The sequence below is a fragment of the Pantoea sp. ABR1s genome (assembly GCF_057812235.1).
Map to the genome: position 1 here is coordinate 174,520 of NZ_CM173823.1, position 25,870 is coordinate 200,389.

21 protein-coding genes are annotated in these 25,870 nt (G+C 56.0%); 11 read left to right on the forward strand and 10 right to left on the reverse strand.

The features are described from left to right. Nucleotides 1-147 precede the first annotated feature (147 nt). The 5 genes from hslU to priA form a co-directional block, all read right to left on the reverse strand. Nucleotides 148-1,485 (reverse strand): ATP-dependent protease ATPase subunit HslU, encoded by a 1,338-nt coding sequence (gene hslU, locus ACXKZD_RS00840; protein WP_010258177.1) that lies wholly within the window; start codon nt 1,483-1,485, stop codon nt 148-150. Nucleotides 1,486-1,495: 10 nt separating this feature from the next. Further along, nucleotides 1,496-2,026: an ATP-dependent protease subunit HslV gene (hslV, locus tag ACXKZD_RS00845; protein ID WP_010258174.1), complete on the reverse strand. Its 531-nt coding sequence runs from the start codon at nt 2,024-2,026 to the stop codon at nt 1,496-1,498. Nucleotides 2,027-2,114: 88 nt separating this feature from the next. Beyond that, nucleotides 2,115-3,128 carry a cell division protein FtsN gene (gene ftsN / locus ACXKZD_RS00850; RefSeq protein WP_129063190.1) on the reverse strand — a complete coding sequence of 338 codons (1,014 nt, stop codon included), beginning with the start codon at nt 3,126-3,128 and terminating at the stop codon, nt 2,115-2,117. Nucleotides 3,129-3,280: 152 nt separating this feature from the next. After that, the gene (cytR, locus tag ACXKZD_RS00855; protein ID WP_010672069.1) at nt 3,281-4,318 is read right to left on the reverse strand and encodes a DNA-binding transcriptional regulator CytR; all 1,038 of its coding nucleotides are present in this window, start codon (nt 4,316-4,318) and stop codon (nt 3,281-3,283) included. Between the two features lie 164 nt (nt 4,319-4,482). After that, nucleotides 4,483-6,678 carry a primosomal protein N' gene (priA, locus tag ACXKZD_RS00860; protein ID WP_010672068.1) on the reverse strand — a complete coding sequence of 732 codons (2,196 nt, stop codon included), beginning with the start codon at nt 6,676-6,678 and terminating at the stop codon, nt 4,483-4,485. A gap of 225 nt (nt 6,679-6,903) precedes the next feature. On the opposite strand from priA, the gene rpmE reads away from it, so the two are divergent. Continuing rightward, nucleotides 6,904-7,119, forward strand: a complete 216-nt coding sequence (gene rpmE / locus ACXKZD_RS00865; protein WP_003851227.1) for a 50S ribosomal protein L31 — start codon at nt 6,904-6,906, stop codon at nt 7,117-7,119. 79 nt (nt 7,120-7,198) lie between these two features. Here the strand turns inward: rpmE and metJ are convergent, their stop codons facing one another. Then, nucleotides 7,199-7,516, reverse strand: coding sequence for a met regulon transcriptional regulator MetJ (metJ, locus tag ACXKZD_RS00870; protein ID WP_009088019.1), 318 nt, complete (start codon nt 7,514-7,516; stop codon nt 7,199-7,201). 273 nt (nt 7,517-7,789) lie between these two features. Between metJ and metB the strand changes: the two genes are divergently transcribed. The 3 genes from metB to metF all read left to right on the forward strand — a co-directional run bounded on the left by metB (nt 7,790) and on the right by metF (nt 12,490). Next, complete coding sequence (gene metB / locus ACXKZD_RS00875) at nt 7,790-8,950, forward strand: cystathionine gamma-synthase (RefSeq protein ID WP_022624922.1); 1,161 nt, start codon at nt 7,790-7,792, stop codon at nt 8,948-8,950. Nucleotides 8,951-8,952: 2 nt separating this feature from the next. Further along, nucleotides 8,953-11,388, forward strand: a complete 2,436-nt coding sequence (locus ACXKZD_RS00880; RefSeq protein WP_010672066.1) for a bifunctional aspartate kinase/homoserine dehydrogenase II — start codon at nt 8,953-8,955, stop codon at nt 11,386-11,388. Nucleotides 11,389-11,590: 202 nt separating this feature from the next. After that, nucleotides 11,591-12,490, forward strand: coding sequence for a methylenetetrahydrofolate reductase (metF, locus tag ACXKZD_RS00885; RefSeq protein WP_033759192.1), 900 nt, complete (start codon nt 11,591-11,593; stop codon nt 12,488-12,490). A gap of 67 nt (nt 12,491-12,557) precedes the next feature. On the opposite strand, the gene ppc is transcribed toward metF, so the two are convergent. Then, nucleotides 12,558-15,209: a phosphoenolpyruvate carboxylase gene (gene ppc, locus ACXKZD_RS00890; RefSeq protein ID WP_022624923.1), complete on the reverse strand. Its 2,652-nt coding sequence runs from the start codon at nt 15,207-15,209 to the stop codon at nt 12,558-12,560. A gap of 353 nt (nt 15,210-15,562) precedes the next feature. Continuing rightward, complete coding sequence (argE, locus tag ACXKZD_RS00895; protein WP_191920657.1) at nt 15,563-16,711, reverse strand: acetylornithine deacetylase; 1,149 nt, start codon at nt 16,709-16,711, stop codon at nt 15,563-15,565. Between the two features lie 167 nt (nt 16,712-16,878). Here argE and argC point away from each other — a divergent pair, with 167 nt between their 5' ends. The 4 genes from argC to argH all read left to right on the forward strand — a co-directional run bounded on the left by argC (nt 16,879) and on the right by argH (nt 21,380). Continuing rightward, nucleotides 16,879-17,883 carry an N-acetyl-gamma-glutamyl-phosphate reductase gene (gene argC / locus ACXKZD_RS00900; protein ID WP_277973037.1) on the forward strand — a complete coding sequence of 335 codons (1,005 nt, stop codon included), beginning with the start codon at nt 16,879-16,881 and terminating at the stop codon, nt 17,881-17,883. 14 nt (nt 17,884-17,897) lie between these two features. Next, nucleotides 17,898-18,674: an acetylglutamate kinase gene (gene argB / locus ACXKZD_RS00905; RefSeq protein WP_010258140.1), complete on the forward strand. Its 777-nt coding sequence runs from the start codon at nt 17,898-17,900 to the stop codon at nt 18,672-18,674. Nucleotides 18,675-18,698: 24 nt separating this feature from the next. Continuing rightward, the gene (locus tag ACXKZD_RS00910) at nt 18,699-19,916 is read left to right on the forward strand and encodes an argininosuccinate synthase (protein ID WP_022624925.1); all 1,218 of its coding nucleotides are present in this window, start codon (nt 18,699-18,701) and stop codon (nt 19,914-19,916) included. A 90-nt stretch (nt 19,917-20,006) separates the two neighbouring features. Beyond that, on the forward strand, nt 20,007-21,380 hold the full coding sequence (gene argH / locus ACXKZD_RS00915) for an argininosuccinate lyase (protein WP_488981814.1): 1,374 nt from the start codon (nt 20,007-20,009) through the stop codon (nt 21,378-21,380). Between the two features lie 118 nt (nt 21,381-21,498). On the opposite strand, the gene ACXKZD_RS00920 is transcribed toward argH, so the two are convergent. Next, nucleotides 21,499-22,233 carry a glutathione peroxidase gene (locus ACXKZD_RS00920; protein ID WP_010672060.1) on the reverse strand — a complete coding sequence of 245 codons (735 nt, stop codon included), beginning with the start codon at nt 22,231-22,233 and terminating at the stop codon, nt 21,499-21,501. Nucleotides 22,234-22,357: 124 nt separating this feature from the next. Between ACXKZD_RS00920 and oxyR the strand changes: the two genes are divergently transcribed. Beyond that, nucleotides 22,358-23,275, forward strand: a complete 918-nt coding sequence (gene oxyR, locus ACXKZD_RS00925; protein WP_010258132.1) for a DNA-binding transcriptional regulator OxyR — start codon at nt 22,358-22,360, stop codon at nt 23,273-23,275. Here oxyR and sthA read toward each other — a convergent pair. Beyond that, nucleotides 23,258-24,658, reverse strand: a complete 1,401-nt coding sequence (gene sthA / locus ACXKZD_RS00930; protein WP_010258130.1) for a Si-specific NAD(P)(+) transhydrogenase — start codon at nt 24,656-24,658, stop codon at nt 23,258-23,260. The two genes, oxyR and sthA, sit on opposite strands and share 18 nt — an antisense overlap. A gap of 192 nt (nt 24,659-24,850) precedes the next feature. Here sthA and fabR point away from each other — a divergent pair, with 192 nt between their 5' ends. Further along, on the forward strand, nt 24,851-25,498 hold the full coding sequence (fabR, locus tag ACXKZD_RS00935; RefSeq protein ID WP_010258128.1) for an HTH-type transcriptional repressor FabR: 648 nt from the start codon (nt 24,851-24,853) through the stop codon (nt 25,496-25,498). Nucleotides 25,499-25,512: 14 nt separating this feature from the next. After that, nucleotides 25,513-25,866: a YijD family membrane protein gene (locus ACXKZD_RS00940; RefSeq protein WP_010258126.1), complete on the forward strand. Its 354-nt coding sequence runs from the start codon at nt 25,513-25,515 to the stop codon at nt 25,864-25,866. Nucleotides 25,867-25,870: the final 4 nt, after the last annotated feature.

A 25,870-nucleotide genomic window follows, 5' to 3' on the forward strand; every position in this document is an offset into this window, starting at 1 on the left:
CTGTTTGCCACAGGAAGGGTAAGTATATCGCTATATGCAGATTGTTGGCAAAATCATCAGTATGAAAAAAGCATCGTTCGATCAAGAACATGCATAAAAAAGCCCAGCCGGGTGGGCTGGGCTTCTGAAAAGCGCTGAATCAGTGGATCAGAGAATGAAGCGGCTAAGGTCTTCGTCAGCCACCAGTTCATCCAGATGTTTACCGACATAGTCAGCATCGATGGTAACGGATTCACCATGACGATCGCTGGCGTCATACGAAATATCTTCCATCAGACGCTCCAGCACAGTATGCAGACGGCGCGCACCGATGTTTTCGGTGGTTTCGTTGACCTGCCATGCGGCTTCAGCGATCCGGCGAATACCCTCTTCGGTGAACTCAATGTTCACGCCCTCGGTATTCATCAGGGCTTTGTACTGCACGGTAATCGAGGCATTCGGCTCGGTCAGGATGCGCTGGAAATCGTTCACGGTCAGCGCCTGCAGCTCAACACGGATGGGCAGACGACCCTGCAGTTCCGGGATTAGATCGGAAGGGCTGGCAACCTGGAACGCGCCTGAGGCGATAAACAGAATGTGGTCCGTTTTCACCATACCATGCTTGGTGGAGACGGTGCAGCCTTCCACCAGCGGCAGCAGGTCGCGCTGAACGCCTTCGCGTGAGACATCCGGGCCGCCGGCATTCTGGCCGCCGCGCTTACAGATTTTGTCGATCTCATCGATAAACACGATACCGTGCTGCTCAACGGCATCAATCGCGTCCTGCTTAAGCTCTTCCGGGTTAACCAGTTTGGCCGCTTCTTCTTCGATCAGCAGCTTCATCGCTTCTTTGATCTTCAGCTTGCGGGCTTTCTGCTTCTGGCCGCCGAGGTTCTGGAACATCGACTGCAGCTGGCTGGTCATCTCTTCCATGCCCGGAGGGGCCATGATTTCGACGCCAGGGCTGCTGGCGGCCAGGTCGATCTCAATCTCTTTATCGTCCAGCTGGCCTTCGCGCAGCTTCTTGCGGAACGACTGGCGTGCTGCAGAGGGTTCAGCGCTCTGCTCTGACTGGCCCCAGTTGTTTTTTGCTGGTGGAATCAGTACATCAAGAATGCGCTCTTCCGCCATCTCTTCGGCACGATATTTGTTCTTTTCAATCGCCTGACTGCGCACCATCTTAATGGCCGAATCGGTCAGGTCACGAATGATAGAGTCCACTTCCTTACCGACATAACCGACTTCGGTAAATTTGGTCGCCTCTACTTTGATAAACGGCGCATTGGCCAGCTTAGCCAGACGACGCGCGATCTCGGTTTTACCGACACCGGTCGGACCGATCATCAGGATATTTTTAGGGGTCACTTCATGGCGCAGCTCTTCGTCGAGCTGCATGCGGCGCCAGCGGTTACGCAGTGCAATAGCCACGGCGCGCTTAGCGCTCTCCTGGCCGATGATAAAGCGGTTCAGTTCGCTGACGATTTCGCGAGGAGTCATCTCAGACATATTTATACCCTTACGACTTAGACGTTAATTCTTCGAAATTAACGTTGTGGTTAGTGTAGATGCAGATATCACCCGCGATATTCAGCGACTTTTCGACGATGTCGCGTGCGCCCATCTCGGTATTCTCCAGCAGCGCACGTGCCGCTGCCTGGGCGAAAGGCCCACCGGAGCCGATGGCGATCAGATCGTTTTCAGGCTGGATGACGTCACCGTTACCGCTGATGATCAGTGAAGCTGATTCATCTGCGACGGCCAGTAAGGCTTCAAGGCGACGCAGCATACGGTCAGTACGCCAGTCTTTGGCGAGTTCCACCGCAGCTTTCACCAGATGGCCCTGATGCATTTCCAGTTTACGTTCGAAAAGTTCAAACAGGGTGAAGGCGTCTGCGGTGCCGCCAGCAAATCCGGCAATCACTTTATCGTTGTATAAACGACGCACTTTTTTAACGTTGCCTTTCATCACGGTATTGCCGAGCGTAGCCTGGCCATCGCCGCCAATCACTACCTGGCCGTTGCGTCGTACACTTACTATTGTTGTCACGGGCAGACCCCTTGTTGCAGTCGGAAAAGGACTCCGCGCACCGGGCGCGGAGTATCATGCAACAGATATGGGGCGGGTTTGACGGGTTTCAACCCCCGACGGAGAGCGGAATACAGCTGGAGTGTCCGGAACTGCGCAGGCGCTTCAGGGTGCTGTCAGCGGAGGCGCGGTCTTTATAAGGACCGATAACCACACGATTCCAGCCGCCACCGGTGGTAATACGGCTTTCAAATCCTTCAAAGGCTAAGCCTGCGCGCACCGATTCAGCCTGGTCAGTGCCTTTAAACGAACCACACTGAACCATCCAGCGCTGCGAAGAGGCTTTCTCCGCCGGTTTCGCCTTCGCGGTCTCCTGCGGTTTTGGCTGCACTTCCGGTTCACGCGTAACAGGTGCAGGCTGCGTCTGGCGCTGTACGTTTTGCTGCTGCTGCTGCTGCTGCTGCTGCTGCTGCTGCTGACGTTGCTGTTGTTGTAATTGCTGCTGTTGCTGGCGCTGTTGTTGTTGCTGCAACTGCTGCTGGCGTTGCTGTTGCTGCTGAGCCTGCAACTGCTGACGTTGCTGCTGAACCTGTTGCTGCTGCTGTTGTTGCTGAACCTGCTGCTGCTGACGTTGCAGTTGTTGCAACTGCTGCTGATGCTGCAGTGTCTGCTGACGTTGCGCCGGCGTCTGTTCGTTCCACGGCACTTCGTTGAGCTGCGTCGGCTGCTGACGCATATCCGCCTGCATCTGCTCCAGCAACTGGCGCTGCTCGTCGGTCAGCTGTGTCTGCGACTTCACTTCGCCACCCGAAGAGGGTTCGATAGGTGTCGGCACAGTGACCTGACGGTTTTCCAGCTCTTTAATATATTTCCAGCGCTCTTCGGGCTTCGGCGGCAGGCCATTGCCGTTGGCTTTATGATCCGTAATGACCGGCACGTCCTCTTTTTTGTGATGCGCCAGGAACCATAAACCACCGGCAAAGGTCACCAACACTGCGACCGCCAGTACAATCATCAATTTAGATGTTCCCGAACCGCCTTTGCTCTTCTTGCCACGGCTGGGGCTTTTTTTGCGACGCGTCCCTGTTGAACGCCCGCGGCCTACGTAATCTTTTTGTGCCACTCTCGTTCTTATACCCTTCAAAAATAGTGCCAGATGGGCGAAATGATGATTTTTACGCGCCCGGCAAGGAGTCCGCCATGTTACTTAAGGGTCGGAACTTTGACCAGCAGTGTTCGCCTTAAGAATCTACTGAAAAAATCAGACAAATACGCTTATTTTTCACGCTTTTTTGCTCGCGCCGTGCTGCCACGAATGGTTAAACCGGCATCCAGCAGCCGCGATCCGCTGATGACCCGTTTGCCATTTAACTCATCCAGCAGCAGAAGCATCGCTTCCCGGCCTATCTGGTAACGTGGCTGCGTGACCGTGGTCAGCGGCGGCTCGCAGTAACGTGATAGCTCAATGTCATCGAATCCGACCACAGAGAGGTCCTCCGGTATCCGCAGTCCGCAGCGCCGGGCCTGATTCATCGCCCCAAGTGCCATAATATCGCTGTGGCAGAAGAGCGCGCGCGGCGGTTGCGGCAGGGTCATCAGCTGATTCATGGCGGCAACGCCCGCTTCAAATGTGAAGTCACCGCGCACAATATAGGTAGGATCGACCGTCAGCCCGCTGCGACGCATCGCCTGGACATACCCCTGCAAACGATACTGGCAGAGCGGCATCTCTTCCGGCCCGGCGATACAGGCGATATGTGTGTGACCCAACTGCAGTAAATGATTTACCGCTTCAAATGCGGCGGTCAGGTTATCGATGTGGACAGTGGGCAGTGACATTTCCGGCGCAAACTCATTCGCCATTACCATAGGCGGCAAGTTGCGTTGCTCATCAATGCTGGCATCAAAAGGCAACTTTGAGCCGAGCAGCACCATGCCATCGATCTGTCGCGTCACCATCAGGTTGAGAAAAGTTCTCTCCTGCTGATTCTGATGCGCGCAGTCACCAATCAGCACCAGATAGCCCTCTTCGGCTGCCGTAACTTCAACGCCTCGGATGATTTCACTAAAGAAGGGATCGCAGATGTCAGGGACAATGACCAGGATGGTACGCGTCTCATTACGACGGGCGTTGCGCGTGGGGCCATGTGCCGCGTAGCCGACGGCGGCAACCGCCTGCTCGACTTTCTGGCGGGTGGCCGCAGAAACCTTCTCCGGATTCATCAGCGCACGCGATACGGTGGCGGTTGAGACGCCCGCATGTTCCGCAACATCTTTCATCGTGGCGGCGGGCGGTTGTTGATTCTGCTCCAACACATGCTCCTGACGCGTTATGGCGCGTTCAATTCTGTTTCTGCCTGACCTGAAGGCAAACCGGGCAACATTGTTAACGATTGCCCGGCTGGTTGTTACTTAATTTGCATAAAAATTGTGACTTATGCGACATTTTTCGATCTGGCTCGCAGTGTCAGCTTAAATCAGCTCTCGGTAGGGTCGATATCCAGCGTCCATTTCACTTTGCGCGCCGCGGGCAGTGTTGAAACCAACGGCAACGAACTGCTCAGCAACTGTTGCAGACGCTGCCGGGAAGGATGCTGCAGCAGCAGTTGCCAGCGCCAGCGTCCACTGCGTTTTGGCTGCAGTGCAGGCAACGGACCCATAAACCACATCGCCTTATCGTTCAGCGGGCTTGCCTCCAGCAAATTACGGAGTTGTTGCAGGAATTCCGCCGCCTGCTGGTTATCCATATCTTCAGCGCGGAACAGCGCATGGCGGCTCCAGGGCGGCAGATGGACTGCCTGTCGCTCCAGTAAGGCCTGCTGGGCGAACGCTGAATAGCCCTGGTGCAACAGCGTCTGCAGCAGCGGATGTTCCGGATGGTGAGTCTGCAGCAACACCTCGCCCTGTTTGCCGGCACGGCCAGCACGACCGGCGACCTGGGTGTAGAGCTGAGCAAAGCGTTCCGCCGCACGAAAATCGGCTGAGAACAGCGCACCATCGACATCCAGCAGCGACACCAGCGTAACATCGGGGAAGTGGTGGCCTTTGGCCAGCATCTGGGTGCCGACAAGGATTCGTGCGCCGCCGCGATGAACGTCAGCCAGATGCTGCTCCAGCGCACCTTTGCGGCTGGTGGTATCACGATCGATTCGCGACACCGGCACGCCAGGGAAAAGTGTGCCGAGCTGCTGCTCCAGTTGCTCAGTCCCGACGCCTACCGGCAGCAAATGGGTTGAACCACACTGCGGGCATTGATTAGGCAGCGGGCGCTGGCTGTCGCAATGGTGGCAGCGTAGCTGGCGATGGTGCTGATGCAGCGTGTAGTAGCGGTCACAGCGGGTACACTCAGCAATCCAGCCGCAATCATGACAGAGCAGGGCGGGCGAAAAGCCGCGGCGGTTAAGAAACAACAGCACCTGATTATCGGCCTGCAGATGCTGGCGCATTTTACCAATCAGGCCCGGTGCCAGACCGCCGATCAACTGCACGCCTTTTAAGTCGATAAGCTGTTGCAGTGCCGGTCTGGCATTGCCGGCGCGTTTTGTCAGGTCGAGCTGGCGATACTTGCCGCTGCGGACATTGTGCAGTGTCTCCAGAGCAGGGGTCGCCGATCCCATAACAATCGGGATATCCTCTTCATGTGCGCGGAAGACGGCCAGATCGCGCGCCTGATAGCGCCAGCCCTCCTGCTGTTTATAGGAGCTGTCATGCTCTTCATCGATAATAATTACGCCAGGACGGGCCAGTGGCGTAAACAGCGCCGATCGGGTGCCAATCACAATCGCCGTTTCGCCGCGCCGCGCACGTAACCAGACCGCCAGCCGCTCACTGTCATTTAATGCGGAGTGCAGCACATCAATGGGCGCATCAAAACGTTCGCGAAAACGGGCGATAGTTTGCGGGGTCAGGCCAATCTCCGGTACCAGCACCAGCGCCTGTTTACCGCGTGCCAGCACATTTTCCAGCACGCTGAGGTAAACCTCGGTTTTGCCTGAACCCGTGATGCCCGCCAGCAGCCAGGCTGCATAATGTTCATCATCTGCCCGAATCGCACCCACGGCCATCGCCTGATCGGTATTCAGCCGCAGACGTTCGCCTTTTACGGCATAAGTGGTACGCCAGTCGTGCATCTGCGGCTGATGCTCATGCAGTTCGCATAACCCTTTGGCGCGTAGCGCCTGCAGCGTCGCATCCGTGAGGTCATGTTCACTGACCTGATGACGATAAAGCGGTTGCTGCCGCAGTGCAGCCAGCGCCTGCTGCTGTTTCGGTGCCCGCTTTAAACTTTCCGGCGCAGTCGCCCGACCCTGCTCGGTGATTTCCCAGCGCCATAAGGGATTGTCCTGCGCCGCTTTGCCCTGACGCAGCAGTACCGGAATAGCATGGCTCAGTACCTCTCCCTGCGGTGAATGATAATAGCTGGCGGCCCAGTTAAGGATGCGCCACAGCGATGCTGGATAGAGGGATTCACTATCCAGTACCTCGATCACGCGCTTGAGTTGTGCTTCCGGCAGATCGCTGCTGTCACGAAAGGCGACCACAATCCCGATCATCCTGCGATTGCCAAAGGGCACACTCACGCGACCACCAATGACCGGCTGCGCGCCCTGTGGCGGCAGATAATCAAACAGGCGTGGCAAGGGGACGGGCAGGGCGACCTGGACTACGGGCATAACTCTCTCTTTCCGGCTCAATGATCGGGGAAGCTAGTGTACACGCTGACCCTGATGGCGGGTATCTCAGCAGATATTTGCAGCAATCGAAACTTACCTGTATAATATGCCGCCTTCGGTGAGAAATATCTGGCCGGAGTACACCCTATAATGTTCAATCGCGTGTGGTGCTGTGCAGGTTAAAGCCTGGCACGGAGAGCGACACGGCCTTCAATGAGGTTTCCCATGAAACAAGGTATTCACCCGAAATACGAAGCAGTTACTATCAAATGTACCTGCGGCAACGAGATCCACACCCGTTCAACACTGACTCACGAACTGAACCTGGACGTTTGTGGCAAATGCCACCCGTTCTATACCGGTAAGCAGCGTGAAGTGGCAACTGGTGGCCGTGTTGACCGCTTTAACAAGCGTTTCAGCGTGCCAGGCGCTAAAAAATAAGATTAAAAGGCACCTGAACCTGCGGGTTCGGCGGCAAGAAAAAACCCAGCTTCGGCTGGGTTTTTTTATGGCTGAAAGATCAATACTCCCAGGTATCCGGATCGACACCCATCTGGCGCATGATTGCTTTTGCTTCTTCCGGAATCTCATCACTACGCTCTTTGCGCAGGTCGACATCATCCGGCAGCGGTTGACCCGTAAAGGCATGTAAAAAGGCTTCGCAAAGCAGTTCGCTGTTGGTGGCGTGACGCAGGTTGTTCACCTGACGACGGGTACGCTCATCCGTTAAAATCTTCAGCACGCTCAATGGGATAGATACTGTGATCTTCTTGACCTGCTCGCTCTTCTTACCGTGCTCAGCGTACGGGCTGATATATTCGCCGTTCCATTCAGCCATGGGTTACCTTAATTAATAAACGTTAAATGTTAGGAAATCAGCGGATTATGCCTGATTTTTTCCTGCCTGACCCCTGATATGGCGGGTTTTCTTCGCTCACTGCCTCTGTCTGACAGAGGGGAACGCCAGGCGATGACGCATAATTTTAGCGGTTATTGCGGTTTTGCTCAATCTATACGCAAAGACATTTAGATGTCCAGATGTATTGACGTCTAATTAGAGGGTGATATCCTGTGGCCTACATTTTATTCACTCTTCAGGAACAATTCGCTCATGACGCGTAAACCGGCAACCATCGCAGTGCGCAGCGGTTTGAATGATGACGAGCAATATGGCTGCGTTGTCCCGCCAATCCACCTCTCTACCACCTATAACTTCCTGGATTTCAATGAGCCTCGTGCGCATGACTACTCCCGTCGTGGCAACCCCACTCGTGATGTCGTACAGCGTACGCTGGCAGAACTGGAAGGGGGAGCGGGCGCGGTATTAACCAATACCGGGATGTCGGCGATTCACCTGGTCACGACGGTGTTTCTGAAGCCTGGCGATCTGCTGGTCGCGCCACATGACTGTTATGGCGGTAGCTATCGGCTGTTTGACAGCCTGAGCAAGCGCGGCGCCTATCGGGTGAAATTTGTCGATCAGGGTGATCCGGTAGCGCTGCAGGCCGCTCTGGATGAAAACCCAAAACTGGTGCTGATTGAAAGCCCCAGCAATCCGCTGCTGCGCGTGGTAGATATCAGCGCGATTTGCGCCGCTGCGCGTGCTGCGGGTGCCATCAGCGTGGTGGACAACACCTTTATGAGTCCGGCGCTGCAGAATCCTCTGGCGCTGGGTGCGGACCTGGTGATCCACTCCTGTACCAAATACCTCAATGGCCACTCCGATGTCGTGGCGGGCGCGGTCATCGCCAAAGATCCGCAACTTGCTACCGACCTGGCCTGGTGGGCAAATAACATTGGTGTGACCGGTGCAGCGTTTGACAGTTATCTGCTGCTGCGCGGAATCCGTACGCTTTCACCGCGGATTGCAGCCGCACAACGCAACGCACTCGCGATTGTAGAGTATCTGAAGCAGCAGAAACTGGTGAAAAAGTTGTATCATCCTTCGCTGCCGGAAAACGCCGGACACGAACATGCCGTACGTCAGCAGCGCGGCTTTGGCGCGATGCTGAGTTTCGAGGTCGACGGTGATGAGGCGCTGCTGCGTCGCTTCCTGAAAGCACTGCAGCTATTTACGCTGGCGGAATCGCTGGGCGGAGTAGAGAGTCTGATCTCCCATACCGCCACCATGACGCACGCGGGGATGTCGGCAGAAGCACGCGCGGCAGCGGGCATTTCCGATACGCTGCTGCGGGTTTCTGTCGGTATTGAAGATCACGAAGATTTAATTGCCGATCTGGATAATGCATTCCGGGTCGCAGCCGAGGGTTAAGCATGACGATTTCAGCAGGCGCGGGAACGCCGAACATCAGGCAGTTGCATAAGTTTGGCGGCAGCAGCCTGGCCGATGCGCGCTGCTATCAGCGCGTTGCCGGTATTATGGCGGACTACAGCCAGCCGGGCGACCTGATGGTGGTCTCTGCGGCAGGCTCAACCACCAACCAGCTGATTAGCTGGCTGAAGCTGAGCCAGAGCGATCGGCTCTCTGCGCATCAGGTGCAACAGGCCTTACGGCGCTACCAGAGCGAACTGATCAGTGCGCTGCTGCCTGCTGAGGTCGCAGAACCTTTAATCACCGCGTTTATCCGTGATCTGGAAAAGCTCGCCGCACTGCTGGATGCGCCGATCACCGATGCGGTCTATGCCGAAGTGGTCGGTCACGGTGAAGTCTGGTCGGCACGCCTGATGTCAGCGGTACTGAGCCAGCGTGACCTTCAGGCCTGCTGGCTGGATGCGCGTGAGTTTCTGCGCGCTGAACGTGCCGCACAACCGCAGGTAGATGAAGGGAAGTCCTGGCCACTGCTACAGACTCTACTGGCGCAACATCCGCACAAGCGCATTGTGGTGACCGGATTTATCAGCCGCAACGACGCCGGTGAAACCGTCCTGCTTGGCCGCAACGGCTCCGACTATTCTGCCACGCAGATTGGCGCACTGGCGGGTGTGGGGCGGGTGACCATCTGGAGCGATGTGGCGGGTGTCTACAGTGCCGATCCCCGCAAAGTCTCTGATGCCTGTTTGTTGCCGCTGTTAAGGCTGGATGAAGCCAGCGAGCTGGCGCGCCTGGCTGCACCGGTTCTCCACACCCGTACTCTGCAGCCGGTTTCAGGCAGCGATATCGACCTGCAACTGCGCTGCAGTTATCAGCCGGAGCAGGGCTCAACCCGCATTGAGCGCGTGCTGGCCTCCGGGACGGGCGCGCGTATCGTCACCAGCCATGATGATGTTTGCCTGATTGAGATTCAGCTGCCAGAGCAGCATGACTTCGCCATCCTGCACAAAGAGATAGACCTGTTGCTGAAGCGCGCGCAGCTGCGTCCGCTGGCGTTTGGCGTTCATCCCGATCGTCAATTGCTGCAGCTCTGTTACACCGCCGAAGTGGTAAACAGCGCCTTTACGCTGCTACAGGATGCCGGTTTACCGGGCCATCTGCAGCTGCGCGACGGCCTGGCGCTGGTGGCGCTGGTTGGCGCAGGCGTTACCCGCAATCCGCTGCATACCCATCGCTTCTGGCAGCAGTTAAAGGATCAGCCAATTGAGTTCATCTGGCAGTCAGAAGAGCACATCAGCGTGGTCGCAGTGCTGCGCGTCGGTCCGACTCAGCATCTGATTCAGGGATTGCATCAGTCGCTGTTCCGGGCAGAAAAGCGCATCGGTCTGATGCTGTTTGGCAAAGGCAATATTGGTTCACGCTGGCTGGAGCTGTTTGCCCGCGATCAGGAAACGCTGTCAGCGCGTACCGGCTTTGAATTTGTGCTGGCGGGCGTCGCGGACAGCCGTCGCAGCCTGCTGAGCTATGACGGGCTGGAAGCCAGCCGGGCACTCGCCTTCTTTGATGATGAAGCGGTAGAGCGCGATGAAGAGTCGCTGTTCCTGTGGATGCGTGCTCACCCGTTTGATGACCTGGTGGTGCTGGATGTCACTGCCAGCACACCGCTGGCGCAGCAGTATCTCGACTTCGCCAGTCACGGTTTTCACGTTATCAGCGCCAATAAAGTCGCGGGAGCGTCTGACAGTCAGACCTGGCGCCAGATCCGCGATGCCTTTACCAAAACCGGACGTCACTGGCTCTATAACGCCACCGTTGGCGCAGGTTTGCCGATCAACTATACGGTGCGCGATCTGCGCGACAGCGGCGATACCATCCTGGCGATCAGCGGGATCTTCTCCGGCACGCTGTCGTGGCTGTTCCTGCAGTTTGATGGCACGGTGCCCTTTACCGAGCTGGTGGATCAGGCGTGGCAGCAGGGTTTAACCGAGCCCGACCCGCGCGCCGATCTCTCGGGTCAGGATGTGATGCGCAAGCTGGTTATCCTGGCGCGTGAGGCAGGCTACAACATCGAGCCGGATCAGGTGCGGGTGGAATCGCTGGTGCCCAGTAACTGTCAGCAGGGATCTGTCGACCACTTCTTTGAAAATGGCGAAGAGCTGAATGAGCAGATGCTGCAGCGGCTCGAAGCCGCGCAGGAGATGGACCTGGTGCTGCGTTACGTTGCCCGTTTTGATGCCAATGGCAAGGCGCGCGTGGGTGTTGAAGCGGTGCGCCCGGAGCATCCGCTGGCCTCACTGCTGCCGTGCGACAACGTCTTTGCGATTGAGAGCCGCTGGTACCGCGATAATCCGCTGGTGATCCGCGGACCGGGCGCAGGCCGGGATGTCACCGCAGGCGCTATCCAGTCAGATATTAATCGCCTCGCACAACTGCTGTAACTCCTCCTCCTCAGGCGCTTCGGCGCCTGTTTTCAATGCGTTATCGCTCCCCTGTTGAATCGCCTTCATGTTGATTGAAAATTGATCACGACTGTTGACCATTTTTAAGTTGACGGCACAGTCAGATTACGTCATTTTGAACATCTGGACGTCTAAACGTGTAGATGTTCGCAGGCCGATTGTTAATCGATGAGGGTGCAGGATGAGTTTCTTTCATGCCAATCAGCGCGAAGCGCTAAACCAGAGCCTGGCTGAGCTGAACGGGCAAATTAATGTTTCATTTGAGTTCTTCCCGCCTCGTACCAGCGACATGGAAGAGACCCTGTGGACCTCTATCGATCGCCTGAGCAGTCTGAAACCGAAATTCGTTTCTGTGACCTACGGTGCGAACTCAGGCGAACGCGATCGCACCCATAGCATTATCAAAGGCATTAAAGATCGCACCGGTCTGGAAGCCGCTCCCCATCTGACCTGTGTCGATGCCACGCGCAATGAACTGCGCACCATCGCTCAGGATTACTGGAACAACGGCATCCGTCACATTGTGGCGCTGCGCGGCGATCTGCCCCCAGGCAGCGGTAAGCCAGAAATGTATGGCAGCGATCTGGTTTCGCTGCTGAAAGAGGTGGGTGATTTTGATATTTCGGTTGCGGCCTATCCGGAAGTCCATCCCGAAGCGAAAAGCGCCCAGGCCGATCTGATTAACCTGAAGCGAAAAATCGATGCAGGTGCCAACCGGGCTATTACCCAGTTTTTCTTCGACGTTGAAAGTTATCTGCGTTTCCGCGATCGCTGTGTCGCGACCGGCATTGACGTGGAAATTGTGCCGGGCATTCTGCCGGTCTCTAACTTTAAACAGCTGCAACGCTTTGCCACGCTGACCAATGTGCGTGTGCCGGGCTGGATGAGCGCGATGTTCGCCGGTCTGGATGATGATCCGGAAACGCGGAAAATGGTGGGAGCCAATATCGCGATGGATATGGTGAAAATCCTGTCACGCGAAGGGGTGAAGGATTTCCATTTCTACACGCTGAACCGTGCCGAAATGAGTTACGCCATTTGTCACACCCTGGGCGTGCGTCCTGCTGCTGCTGCGGCTTAACCGCTCTGCTTCAGCCAATAAAAAAGTCGGGAGAGTCCCGACTTTTTTTGTTTTTACTGCACCACCATTAACCGGTATTGCGCATGCCTGCCGCGACACCGGCAATGGTCACCATCAGCGCCTGCTCAACGCGGGCATCCGGTTCATCGCCATTCGCTTCCCGCGCGCGCGAACGATGCAGCAGTTCGGCCTGGAGTACGTTGAGCGGATCGGTATAGACGTTACGCAGTGCAATTGACTCGGCAATCCACGGCTGATCGGCCATCAGGTGTGAGTCATTGGCAATGGTCAGTACCGCTTTGATATCCGCATCAAGCTGATCGCGCAGCTGTTTGCCCAGCGGCCAGAGTGATTTCTCGACCAGACGCTGATCGTAATATTCCGCCAGCCACAGGTCCGCTTTTGAGAATACCATCTCCAGCATACCCAGACGGGTAGAGAAGAATGGCCAGTCGCGGCACATCGCTTCCAGCTGATCCTGATGACCGGCGGCCATCGCCTGTTGCAGGGCCGCACCGGCACCCAGCCACGCAGGCAGCATCAGACGGTTCTGCGTCCAGGCGAAAATCCATGGAATCGCACGCAGCGACTCTACGCCGCCGGTAGGTCGGCGCTTGGCGGGACGTGAGCCCAGCGGTAATTTACCCAGCTCCTGCTCCGGCGTCGCTGAGCGGAAATAGGGCACGAAGTCAGCATTTTCACGCACATAACCGCGATACATCGCACAGGAGTCGGCGGAGAGCTGATCCATAATGTCGCGCCATTCGCGTTTTGGCTCCGGCGGCGGCATCAGGTTCGCTTCCAGAATTGCGCCGGTGTAGAGCGACAGGCTGGCGATGGTGACGGCGGGTAAACCATATTTAAAGCGGATCATCTCGCCCTGTTCGGTCACGCGCAGACCGCCGCGCAGGCTGCCTGGTGGTTGCGACAGCAGCGCTGCATGGGCGGGTGCGCCGCCACGGCCAATGCTGCCGCCGCGTCCGTGGAACAGCGTCAGTGAAATCCCGGCCTTCTCACAGGTTTTAATCAGGGCATCCTGTGCCTGATATTGCGCCCAGCTGGCGGCCATCACACCGGCATCTTTCGCCGAGTCAGAATAGCCAATCATCACCATCTGTTTGCCCTGAATTAAGCCGCGATACCAGTCGATGCTCAGCAGCTGGCTCATCACGTCATTGGCGTTATTCAGGTCATCAAGCGTTTCAAACAGCGGTGCAACCGGCATGGCATAGCCGATGCCTGCTTCTTTCAGCAGCAGATGCACGGCCAGCACGTCAGAAGGGGTTTTCGCCATGGAAATAACATAGGCGGCGATAGAACCCTGTGGCGCTTCAGCCGCGACGCGACAGGTTTCCAGCACTTCACGCGTTTCATCGCTGGGTTCCCAGCTGCGAGGCAGCAGCGGACGCTTGGAGTTCAGTTCACGGATCAGGAAGGCCTGCTTGTCCGCTTCGGACCAGCTTTCATAATCGCCGAGGCCCAGATAGCGGGTCACTTCAGCAATCGCTTCGGTGTGACGGGTACTCTCCTGACGCAGATCGATACGCACCAGCGGCACGCCGAAACATTTCACGCGGCGCAGCGTATCAAGCAACTGACCGTTGGCGATAATGCCCATGCCGCACTTTTGCAGTGACTGATAGATGGTAAAAAGCGGATCCCACAGCTGATCGTTGGAGACCAGCAGATCGGCCGGGCGCGGCAGACGTTCACCTTTCAGGCGGCGTTCCAGGAATGACTGGGTAGTCATTAACTGGCTGCGCAGGCGTTTCAGGATCATACGATAAGGTTCAAGTGCTTCCGGATCGCCGCTGAGTTCCCGGATCTCTTCAGTGCACTCTGACATCGACAACTCAGAGATCAGTACGCCGATATCGCGCAGGAACAGGTCAGTGGCTTTCCAGCGACTCAGCTGCATAACGTGGCGGGTAATCGCCGCCGTAACGTTAGGGTTACCGTCGCGGTCGCCACCCATCCATGAGGTGAACTGAACCGGCACGAAATCGACCGGCAGCTTAATGCCGAACGCCTCTTCTACCTGCTCGTTCAGCTCACGCAGGAAAGCGGGTACGCCTTCCCACAGGCTGTTTTCCACCACGGCAAAGCCCCATTTGGCTTCGTCGATAGGGGTCGGACGATATTTGCGGATCTCATCGGTGTGCCACGCCTGTGCCACCAGCTGACGCAGACGGCGCATAATCTGGTTGCGTTCGTAGTCGGAGACGTCGCTGTGATCGAGCTGTTTCAGGCAGCTGTTAACTTCGACCAGCTTGTGAATCAGCGTACGGCGGGTGATTTCAGTCGGGTGAGCCGTCAGCACCAGTTCCAGCGACAGCGACTCAATGGCCGCAAGGATGTCGCTTTCGCTGATATCTTTCTGCTGCTTCAGGGTATCAAAGGTCTTTTTCAGCAGTTCGGGATGGTTCTCACCCTCGCCACTTTGCGAGATGGTCTGATACTGCTCAGCCACGTTGGTGAGGTTCAGAAACTGGCTAAAAGCGCGTGCAACCGGCAGAAGCTCCTCATTGGAGAGGTTCTGCAGCGTATTGAGCAGTTCTTTACGATGAGTGTCATTTCCTGCACGGGATGACTTGGAGAGCTTACGGATGGTTTCCACCTGGTCGAGGATGTTCTCTCCCAGTGCATCCTTAATCGTATCCCCGAGCAGTTTGCCGAGCATACTGACATTACTTCGCATTGCGGAATATTGTTCGTTCATTTGACCCTGACACCCTTATCGTCTTGAAAAACTTCTACACCCGACCTTTCAGGCAGCAGAAAAATCAGCAACGCCATGTTCCCCCTAATCTACAGGGAACCGGCTCCGTTGCCGCCTGTCCACATTCTGAAACGCTCTGGATAATCACCCGGTGGGCATAACATCGTCTTTTATCTAGCCACGTAATGTTGCGTTCGTCAAATGCGTTAAAGTGCGCTAAAGGTGTGGCTAAATAACGGAAATTCGTAGAATTTATCGGGAACAAAGCGGGATAAGTTATTCTTATTGCTAAATCCCGCAGAATGAAGGGGCATTTTACTGTTAATGCAGTGAAATGCCCCATTTGCTGTTAATCAGTGGCAAAAATGCTGCACAACCTGAGTGATAAGCGCCCTTGTCGGCTTAATAAATGCAGTATCAATAAATTCGTCTGGCTGATGTGCCTGCTCAATCGACCCCGGGCCCAGTACCAGCGTTGGGCAGAGCTGCTGAATAAAAGGCGCTTCGGTGCAGTAGTTCACCACCTCAGTGGGTATACCCAGCAATTTCTCGACCACACTGACCAGTTCATGATCTGCCGGACACTCGTAGCCAGGAATCGGCGGATGCAACTCGGCAACCGTGACACGGCCCGGCCAGCGCGCACTGACCGGTGCCAGCGCCTCGTTCAGTAGCCCATCGAGATCGTTCAGCGACAGACCCGGCAGCGGACGGATATCCATATGCAGTTCACAGCAGGCACAGATACGGTTAGCGGCGTCACCGCCATGAATATGGCCAAAATTCATGGTGGGATAGGGAATGGCAAAGCCGTCATGGTGATAACGCTCCTGCAGCGTATTGCGCAGTTGCTTCAGATGGGTGATCGACTCATGCATCAGTTCAATGGCGTTAACGCCACGCGCGGGATCGCTGGAGTGGCCCGATTTTCCCTCGATACGGATCACATTCGACAGGTGACCTTTGTGCGCACGTACCGGTTTAAGTGAGGTTGGTTCACCGATGATGGCGCAGTCGGGACGCAGCTGCGTCGATTCAGAAAAATATTTGGCGCCAGCCATGGTGGTCTCTTCATCGGCCGTAGCGAGGATATAGAGCGGCTTGCTCAGCGTGCTGACATCCACATCGCGCAGCGTATCGAGAATAAAGGCGAAGAAGCCTTTCATGTCTGCCGTGCCCAGGCCATAGAGCTTGTTGTCGTGCTCGGTCAGGGTAAAGGGATCGCGTGTCCAGCGGCCATCGTCAAAAGGAACGGTATCGGTATGACCTGCTAGCAGCAGGCCGCCCGCACCGCTTCCGGTACGCGCCAGCATATTAAATTTATTGCGGGTGCCGGGCACCGGCTGCACTTCAACGCTGAAGCCGAGGTCGCGGAACCAGCCGGCCAGCAAATTGATTAAAGTTTCATTACTCTGATCCAGTGCGGCATCGGTTGCGCTAATCGACGGTGTGGCGATTAACTGGCGGTACAGTTCAATAAAAGGCGGTAATTTTGTCTTCACTGTTGGCGGTCCTTGGGTTAGGATGTATCCATATTCATGCAGTAATAGTGAATAAAAATACATTAACGTCCTCTGCAAGGGAACCTTAAATCACTGCAGATGACAGGGCGGGTAACGGGGCAAGGCCGCGACCCGGAACGTGCGACTGTAAAAAGGGTTACAGCCTGATGTTGAATACGCTGATCGTTGGTGCCAGTGGTTATGCTGGTGTTGAGCTTGCCACCTTCCTGAATCGCCATCCACATATCAACATAACCGCTTTGGCGGTTTCGGCGCAAAGCCCTGATGCCGGCAAGCGCCTCTCCGATCTCCATCCGCAGCTGAAAGGTGTGGTGGATTTGCCGCTGCAGCCGCTGAGCAGCGCGGCCGAGTGGGCAGACAAGGTGGATGTGGTGTTCCTGGCGACGGCCCACGAAGTCAGCCACGATCTGGCGCCGGAATTTCTCAAGGCTGGTTGTGTGGTGTTCGACCTGTCGGGTGCGTTCCGCGTGAATGACGCTGATTTTTATACCCGCTTTTATGGCTTCACCCATCAGCATGGAGACTGGCTGGACAAAGCCGTTTACGGCCTTGCCGAATATCAGCATGAGAAAATCCAGCAGGCGCAGCTGGTGGCTGTGCCAGGTTGCTATCCGACCGCTGCGCAGCTGGCGCTGAAGCCCCTGGTGGATGCCGGACTGTTAAACGAGGCGCAGTGGCCGGTAATCAACGCCACCAGCGGCGTGAGCGGTGCTGGACGTAAAGCCAATGTCGGCACCAGCTTCTGCGAAGTGAGCCTGCAGCCTTATGGTCTGTTCAATCATCGTCATCACCCGGAAATCGTCGCACACCTCGGTACGCCGGTGATCTTCACTCCGCATCTGGGTAACTTCCCGCGCGGTATCCTGGCGACGATTACCTGCCGTCTGAAAGCAGGTGTCAGCCGTGAAGATATCGCCGCCGTTTTTCATCGCGCCTATGACAACAAGCCACTGGTGCGGTTCTACGAGCAGGGCGTACCGGCGCTGAAAGCCGTTGTAGGTCTGCCTTACTGCGATATCGGTTTTGAAGTGCAGGGCGAGCATCTGATTGTCGTGGCAGCCGAAGATAATCTGCTGAAAGGCGCGGCATCGCAGGCGGTACAGTGCCTGAACATCCGGTTCGGCTTCCCTGAAACGCAGTCACTGATTTAACGGACAAATATACCATGACCAATCCATTGATTATCAAGCTGGGCGGTGTGTTGTTAGACAGCGAAGAAGCGCTGGCCCGCCTGTTTGAAGCGCTGCTGACCTACCGCAGCGCCCATCAGCGTCCGCTGATTATTGTCCACGGCGGCGGTTGCCTGGTGGATGAACTGATGAAAAAGCTGGCGCTGCCGGTGAAGAAGAAAAATGGCCTGCGTGTCACGCCAGCCGATCAGATCGACATTATTACCGGTGCGCTGGCGGGTACCGCGAATAAAACGCTGCTGGCCTGGGCAAAAAAATCGGGCATCAACGCGGTAGGCCTCTGCCTGGGCGATGCGGGCATCGTGAATGTCACACCGTTTGATGAAGAACTCGGCCACGTTGGCCACGCAATGCCGGGCGATCCGGCATTACTGAACACCCTGCTGGCGGCCGGTTATATGCCGGTGGTGAGCTCAATTGGTATAACTGACAGCGGCGACCTGATGAACGTCAACGCTGACCAGGCGGCGACCGCACTGGCCTCGACGCTGGGCGCTGATCTGGTCCTGTTGTCAGACGTCAGTGGTATTCTCGACGGCAAAGGTCAGCGCATCGAAGAGATGACCGCCGACAAAGCTGAGCAGCTGATTACCCAGGGCATTATTACCGACGGCATGATTGTGAAAGTGCACGCTGCGCTTGATGCAGCGCGTACCCTGGGCCGCCCGGTGGATATTGCCAGCTGGCGTCACGCTGAGCGGCTGCCTGACCTGTTTAACGGCGTGTCGATTGGCACCCGGATTCTCGCTTAACGACTCTGATTCAAGGATTACGAAATGCAAACGCAAAACATCAAAAAAATCGTTCTGGCTTACTCCGGTGGTCTTGATACTTCGGCCATCATTCCATGGCTGAAAGAGAACTACGGCGGCTGTGAAGTCGTCGCTTTTGTCGCAGATATCGGTCAGGAGCGCGGCGATCTGGAAGGTGTAGAGAAGAAAGCCCTGCAGTCCGGCGCATCTGAATGCCACGTGGTTGACCTGCGTGAAGAGTTCATCAGCGACTATGTCTATCCGGTGCTGCAGACTGGCGCCCTCTATGAAGGCACTTATCTGCTGGGCACTTCAATGGCGCGTCCTATCATCGCTAAAGCACAGGTTGAGCTGGCGCTGAAAGTGGGTGCGGATGCGCTGTGTCACGGCGCTACCGGTAAAGGGAATGACCAGGTGCGTTTCGAAACCACCTACACCGCGCTGGCACCGCAGCTGAAAGTGGTGGCTCCGTGGCGTGAATGGAACCTGCGTTCACGTGAAGCGCTGCTGGACTACCTGAAAGAGCGCAACATTCCGACCACCGCGTCACTGGAGAAAATCTACAGCCGCGACGAAAACGCCTGGCACATCTCCACCGAAGGTGGCGTGCTGGAAAGCCCGGCCAATGCACCGAATAAAGATTGCTGGGTCTGGACTGTCGATCCGCTTGAAGCGCCTGACCAGCCTGAAGAAGTGACTGTAACCGTTGAAAAAGGTCGGGTCGTGGCGGTTAACGGCGAAAAACTGAGTCCGTTCCAGTGCCTGGAAAAACTTAACGTGCTGGGCGCAAAACATGGCGTCGGCCGTATTGATATCGTTGAAAACCGTCTGGTAGGGATTAAATCCCGCGGCTGCTACGAAACCCCTGGCGGCACCATCATGGTCAATGCGCTGCGTGCGGTTGAGCAGCTGGTGCTGGATCGCGATAGCTTCAAATGGCGTGAGCAGCTCGGCCACGAGATGTCCTATGTGGTTTATGACGGCCGCTGGTTCGCCCCGCTGCGTAAGTCGATTCAGGCCGCTGCCGAATCGCTGGCGGAAGAGGTTAACGGTGAAGTGGTGCTGCAGCTCTACAAAGGCCAGGCGACAGCCACCCAGAAGCGTTCCGCGAACAGCCTCTACTCGGAAGAGTTCGCCACCTTCGGTGAAGATGAAGTGTACGATCACCGTCATGCGGGCGGCTTTATCCGTCTGTTCTCGCTCTCTTCGCGTATCCGCGCCCTGAACGAGCAGAAGAAGTAATTTTCAGGCGAGGTGCGCCTCGCCTCACAGTTTCATTTCAGGGGCGGCATTTATGCCGCCCCTTGTTTAACGATTCAGAGGAGTTTTCACATGGCACTTTGGGGTGGACGGTTTACTCAGGCAGCGGATCAACGTTTTAAACAGTTCAATGACTCGCTGCGCTTCGATTACCGCCTGGCAGAGCAGGACATCATTGGCTCTGTTGCCTGGTCCAAAGCGCTGGTGACGGTAAATGTCCTGACTCAGGATGAGCAGCAGCAGCTGGAAGCGGCCCTGAATACGTTACTGGATGAAGTCCGTGAGGATCCTGAGCAGATTCTGCAGAGTGACGCCGAAGATATCCACAGCTGGGTTGAAGGCCAGCTGATCGACAAGGTGGGCGCGCTGGGCAAAAAACTGCACACCGGACGTAGCCGTAACGATCAGGTCGCGACCGATCTTAAGCTGTGGTGCAAGGTGCAGATTGAGGCGCTGCTGGGTGCCACCCGAGATCTGCAGCAGGCGCTGGTGGTCACCGCTGAAGCCAATCAGGATGCGGTGATGCCGGGCTACACGCATCTGCAGCGTGCGCAGCCGGTGACGTTTGCGCACTGGTGCCTGGCCTACGTTGAAATGCTGGCGCGTGACGAGAGCCGTCTGCAGGATACGCTGAAGCGGCTCGATGTCAGCCCGCTGGGCTGTGGCGCACTGGCCGGTACCGCGTATGAGATCGATCGTCAGCAGCTGGCAGGCTGGCTGGGCTTTGCTTCTGCCACGCGCAACAGTCTGGATACCGTATCAGACCGCGATCACGTGCTGGAGCTGCTTTCTGACGCTGCCATCGGCATGGTGCATCTGTCGCGCTTCGCCGAAGATATGATCTTCTTCAACACGGGTGAAGCGGGCTTTATCGAACTGTCAGATAAAGTGACCTCCGGCTCATCGCTGATGCCGCAGAAGAAAAATCCGGATGCGCTGGAGCTGATTCGCGGCAAGTGTGGCCGGGTGCAGGGCGCGCTGACCGGCATGATGATGACGCTGAAAGGTCTGCCGCTGGCCTACAACAAAGATATGCAGGAAGACAAAGAGGGGCTGTTTGACGCGCTCGACACCTGGCTCGACTGTCTGCATATGTCAGTTCTGGTGCTGGATGGCCTGCAGGTTAAACGCCCGCGCTGCCAGGAAGCGGCTGAACAGGGTTACGCAAACTCCACTGAACTGGCTGACTATCTGGTCGCCAAAGGCGTGCCGTTCCGTGAAGCACACCATATCGTCGGGGAAGTAGTGGTTGCCGCCATCGGGCAGGGCGTGGCGCTGGAAGCGCTGTCGCTGGCACAGCTGCAGCAGTTCAGTGCGGTGATTGGCGAGGATGTCTATCCCATTCTGGCGCTGCAATCCTGTCTGGATAAGCGTAATGCGCAGGGCGGCGTCTCGCCACAGCAGGTTGCGCGTGCCATCGGTTACGCAAAGCAGCGTCTGGCGTAATTAACAGGTAAAAAAAAGCGGGCACATTAAATGCCCGCCAACCTCTAGCTTCAGAATTACTCATTTTTATAGGCACATCATCAAAGCGCCTGCTCTCCCGGCCGACGCTCAGATTCTCTTACGCTGACAGCAGATATTGCTGCAGATCCTCACTGCCGCCAATGTGACGACCTCCCATGAAGATCTGCGGTACCGTCGCCCGGCCTGAAACGGCGCGCAGACTCACGGTTGTTGCATCCTGTCCCAGCACGATCTCTTCGTACTGAATACCATGATCCATCAGCATCTGTTTTGCCTGGGTGCAGAAGGTGCAGCCAGGTTTAGTGAAGATTGAGACCGACTCCTGAGCTTTACACTCGGGCGCCAGATAGCGCAGCATGGTGTCGGCATCAGAGACCTCAAATGGGTCGCCCGGCTTGTTGGGCTCAACAAACATTTTCTCTACCACGCCGTTACGCACCAGCATCGAGTAGCGCCATGAACGTGGGCCAAAGCCGAGATCGGCTTTCTCAACCAGCATCTCCATGCCGCGGGTAAACTCGCCGTTGCCATCAGGGATAAAGGTAATGTTGTCTGCGCGCTGTTCTGCTTTCCAGGCGTTCATCACAAACGTGTCATTCACCGAGACGCACAGAATGCTGTCCACACCCTGCTGGGCAAACAGACCCGCTAATTCGTTGTAACGCGGCAGATGGCTGGAGGAGCAGGTCGGTGTGAATGCGCCCGGCAGTGAAAAAACGATGACCGTTTTGTCTTTAAACAGCGCTTCAGTGGTGACATCGACCCAGCGATCGCCCTGACGTGTGTGAAAAGTCACTGACGGAATAGCTTTACCTTCCTGACTTGCAAACATTTTTTTCTCCTGACATACCGCGTTCCATTTGATGTGCGCATTATTCCCAACCACCCTTGATAGGGCCAATCGTTCATTGCTATTCTATCTATCGCCACGGTCTATCGTGGCTTGGAGGGTAATAATGAATATTCGTGATCTTGAATATCTGGTTTCGCTTGCTGAACACCGTCATTTCCGCCGTGCCGCGGATGCGTGTCATGTCAGTCAGCCGACGTTAAGCGGGCAGATCCGTAAGCTGGAAGATGAGCTGGGTGTGATGCTGCTGGAGCGCACCAGCCGTAAAGTGCTGTTCACCCAGGCAGGTTTGCTGCTGGTGGATCAGGCGCGTACGGTGCTGCGTGAAGTGAAAGTGCTGAAAGAGATGGCCAGTCAGCAAGGGGAAGCGATGTCAGGTCCGCTGCATATCGGCCTCATCCCGACTACCGCGCCCTACTTATTGCCACAGATTATCCCGACGCTGCACCAGACATTCCCGAAACTGGAGATGTATCTGCACGAAGCGCAGACGCAGCAACTGCTGGCACAGCTCGATAGCGGCAAGCTGGACTGCGCGATTATCGCGCTGGTCAAAGAGAGCCAGGCCTTTATCGAAGTGCCGTTGTTTGATGAGCCGATGAAGCTGGCAGTCTATGCCGATCATCCCTGGTGCGATCGCGACCGGGTACCTATGTCCGATCTGGCAGGCGAGAAATTGCTGATGCTGGAAGATGGGCACTGTCTGCGTGACCAGGCGATGGGGTTCTGCTTTGAGGCGGGTGCCGATGAAGATACCCATTTCCGCGCGACCAGTCTTGAGACGCTGCGCAATATGGTGGCGGCAGGCAGCGGGATTACGTTGCTACCGGCGCTGGCAGTCCCACCGGAGCGTATCCGCGATGGCGTCTGCTATCTCACCTGCTACAAACCGGTGCCACAGCGTACAATTGCGCTGGTCTATCGTCCGGGTTCACCTCTGCGCAGCCGTTATGAACAGCTGGCAGAGGCGATTAAAACCCACATGCAGCACTATTTCGACGCTGCGTTAAAACAGGCGGTTTAAGCCGTTTAACGCTGCAACGCGATAGGCTTCGGCCATGGTCGGATAGTTAAAGGTGGTATTCACGAAGTACTCAATCGTGTTGCCACCGTTTTTCTGCTCCATGATCGCCTGACCGATGTGAATAATCTCGGCGGCACGTTCACCAAAGCAGTGAATTCCCAGAATCTCTTTGGTTTCCCGATGGAACAGAATCTTCAGGCTGCCAACGTTCATGCCAACGATCTGCGCTCGCGCCAGATGTTTGAACTGCGCGCGGCCCACTTCGTAAGGCACCTTCATTGCCGTCAGCTGCTGCTCGGTTTTACCCACGGAGCTGATTTCCGGAATGGTGTAAATCCCGGTTGGGATATCTTCAATCAGGTGCGCTGACGCTTCCCCTTTGATAATCGCCTGAGCGGCAATACGGCCCTGATCGTAGGCGGCTGAGGCCAGGCTTGGATAGCCAATCACGTCTCCGACGGCATAAATGTGCGGCTGAGCCGTCTGATACATGCTGTTCACTTTCAGCAGGCCACGACCATCCGCTTCCAGGCCCACATTTTCCAGCGACAGCGAATCGGTGTTGCCGGTACGGCCGTTGGCGTAAAGCAGACAGTCGGCTTTCACTTTCTTACCCGACTTCAGATGCATGATGACGCCATCTTCCACACCTTCGATCTTCTCAAACTCTTCGTTGTGACGAATCACCACGCCGCTGTTCCAGAAGTGGTAAGAGAGAGAGTCAGACATCTCCTGATCAAGAAACGCCAGCAGGCGATCGCGGGTGTTAATCAGGTCAACTTTGACGTTCAGACCACGGAAAATCGACGCATATTCACAGCCAATCACGCCCGCGCCATAAATAATGACGTGGCCTGGTTCGTGGTGCAGATTGAGAATAGAGTCGGAGTCATAAACGCGTGGATGGGTAAAGTCGACATTGTCAGGATGGTAAGGTCGTGAACCACAGGCGATAACAAACTTCTCTGCCGTCAGCGTCTCACGCGTGCCATCCGGTTGCTCAATCTCAATGGTGTTGGCATCAACAAAATGCGCATCGCCCTGATAAAGTTCACAACGGTTACGCTCGTAGAAGCCCTGACGCATGGCTGTCTGCTGGCTGATCACGTTTTCAGTGTGATTGAGAATGTCGGCAAAAGAGGAGCGAAGCAGTCGGGTATGATCGCTGTAGAGCGGATTTTGGTTGAATTCAATAATGCGACTGACGGCGTGGCGAAGGGCTTTAGAAGGGATGGTGCCCCAGTGCGTACAACCGCCGCCGATGTTGTGGTAGCGTTCGATCACGGCGATGCGCGCTCCCTGTTTTACCAGCCCCATCGCCGCCCCTTCACCGCCGGGCCCTGAGCCAATCACAATGGCATCGTAATCGTAAGACTTTTGCATACCGATACGTCCTATTATTTATACATTTTTACAACGAGATTCTAACATCTCGTCGCGCACTTCTGAATTCTATCAGCGATTTTCATCACATTTTGACAAAGAGTGAGGTTCACAGGCGGTGACAAAGATTGCCAATCTGTACGCTGAAAATTTTGTTATAGTGCCTGCTTAACACCGCTAAAGGCAGAGAGAATGGGCGTCAGAGCGCAACAAAAAGAACGTACACGACGTACACTGATTGAAGCCGCCTTCAGTCAGCTCAGCGCCGAGCGCAGTTTTGCCAGTCTGAGTTTGCGGGAGGTTGCCCGTGAAGCAGGGATTGCACCTACCTCCTTTTATCGTCATTTCAAGGATGTTGATGAGCTTGGCCTGACGATGGTAGATGAAAGCGGGCTGATGTTGCGACAGCTGATGCGCCAGGCGCGCCAGCGTATTGCCAAAGGCGGCAGCATCATTAAAACGTCGGTGTCGACCTTTATGGAGTTTATCGGCAACAATCCCAACGCTTTCCGCCTGTTACTGCGTGAACGTTCCGGCACCTCTGCCGCTTTTCGTGCCGCCGTGGCGCGTGAAATTCAGCACTTTATCGCTGAACTGGCCGATTATCTTGAGGTCGAAAATCGCATGCCGCGCAGTTTTACCGAAGCGCAGGCTGAAGCGATGGTGACCATTGTTTTCAGCGCCGGTGCAGAAGCACTGGATGTTGATGCTGAGCAGCGACGTAAGCTTGAGGATCGGCTGGTGTTACAGCTGCGTATGATCGCCAAAGGCGCTTATTACTGGTACCGCCGGGAGCAAGAGCGACTGGCGGCCACCCTGGAAAAACCCGAAGAGCAATGAGTAAGGATCAGTCCATGACCCACCCAGGTACTCGCGATAAAAGCACACTGGTACTGGCTTTTATTACCGGCTTAGCAATTAACGGCTCGTTTTCTGTGCTGTTCAGCGCCTTTGTTCCATTTTCGATTTTTCCGCTGATTGCGCTGGGTCTGGCGGCCTGGTGTCTGCATCAGCGTTACCTCAACACCAATATGCCGGACGGCATGCCAGGACTGGCAGCGGCGTTTTTCCTGCTGGGGATTCTGGTTTATAGCGCGCTGGTGCGGGCAGAATACCCGGATATTGGCTCCAACTTCGTTCCCACCGTTCTGATGGTAGCGCTGGTGTTCTGGATTGCGACGCGTTTTAAGCGCAAGCGTAATCAGTAGTGAT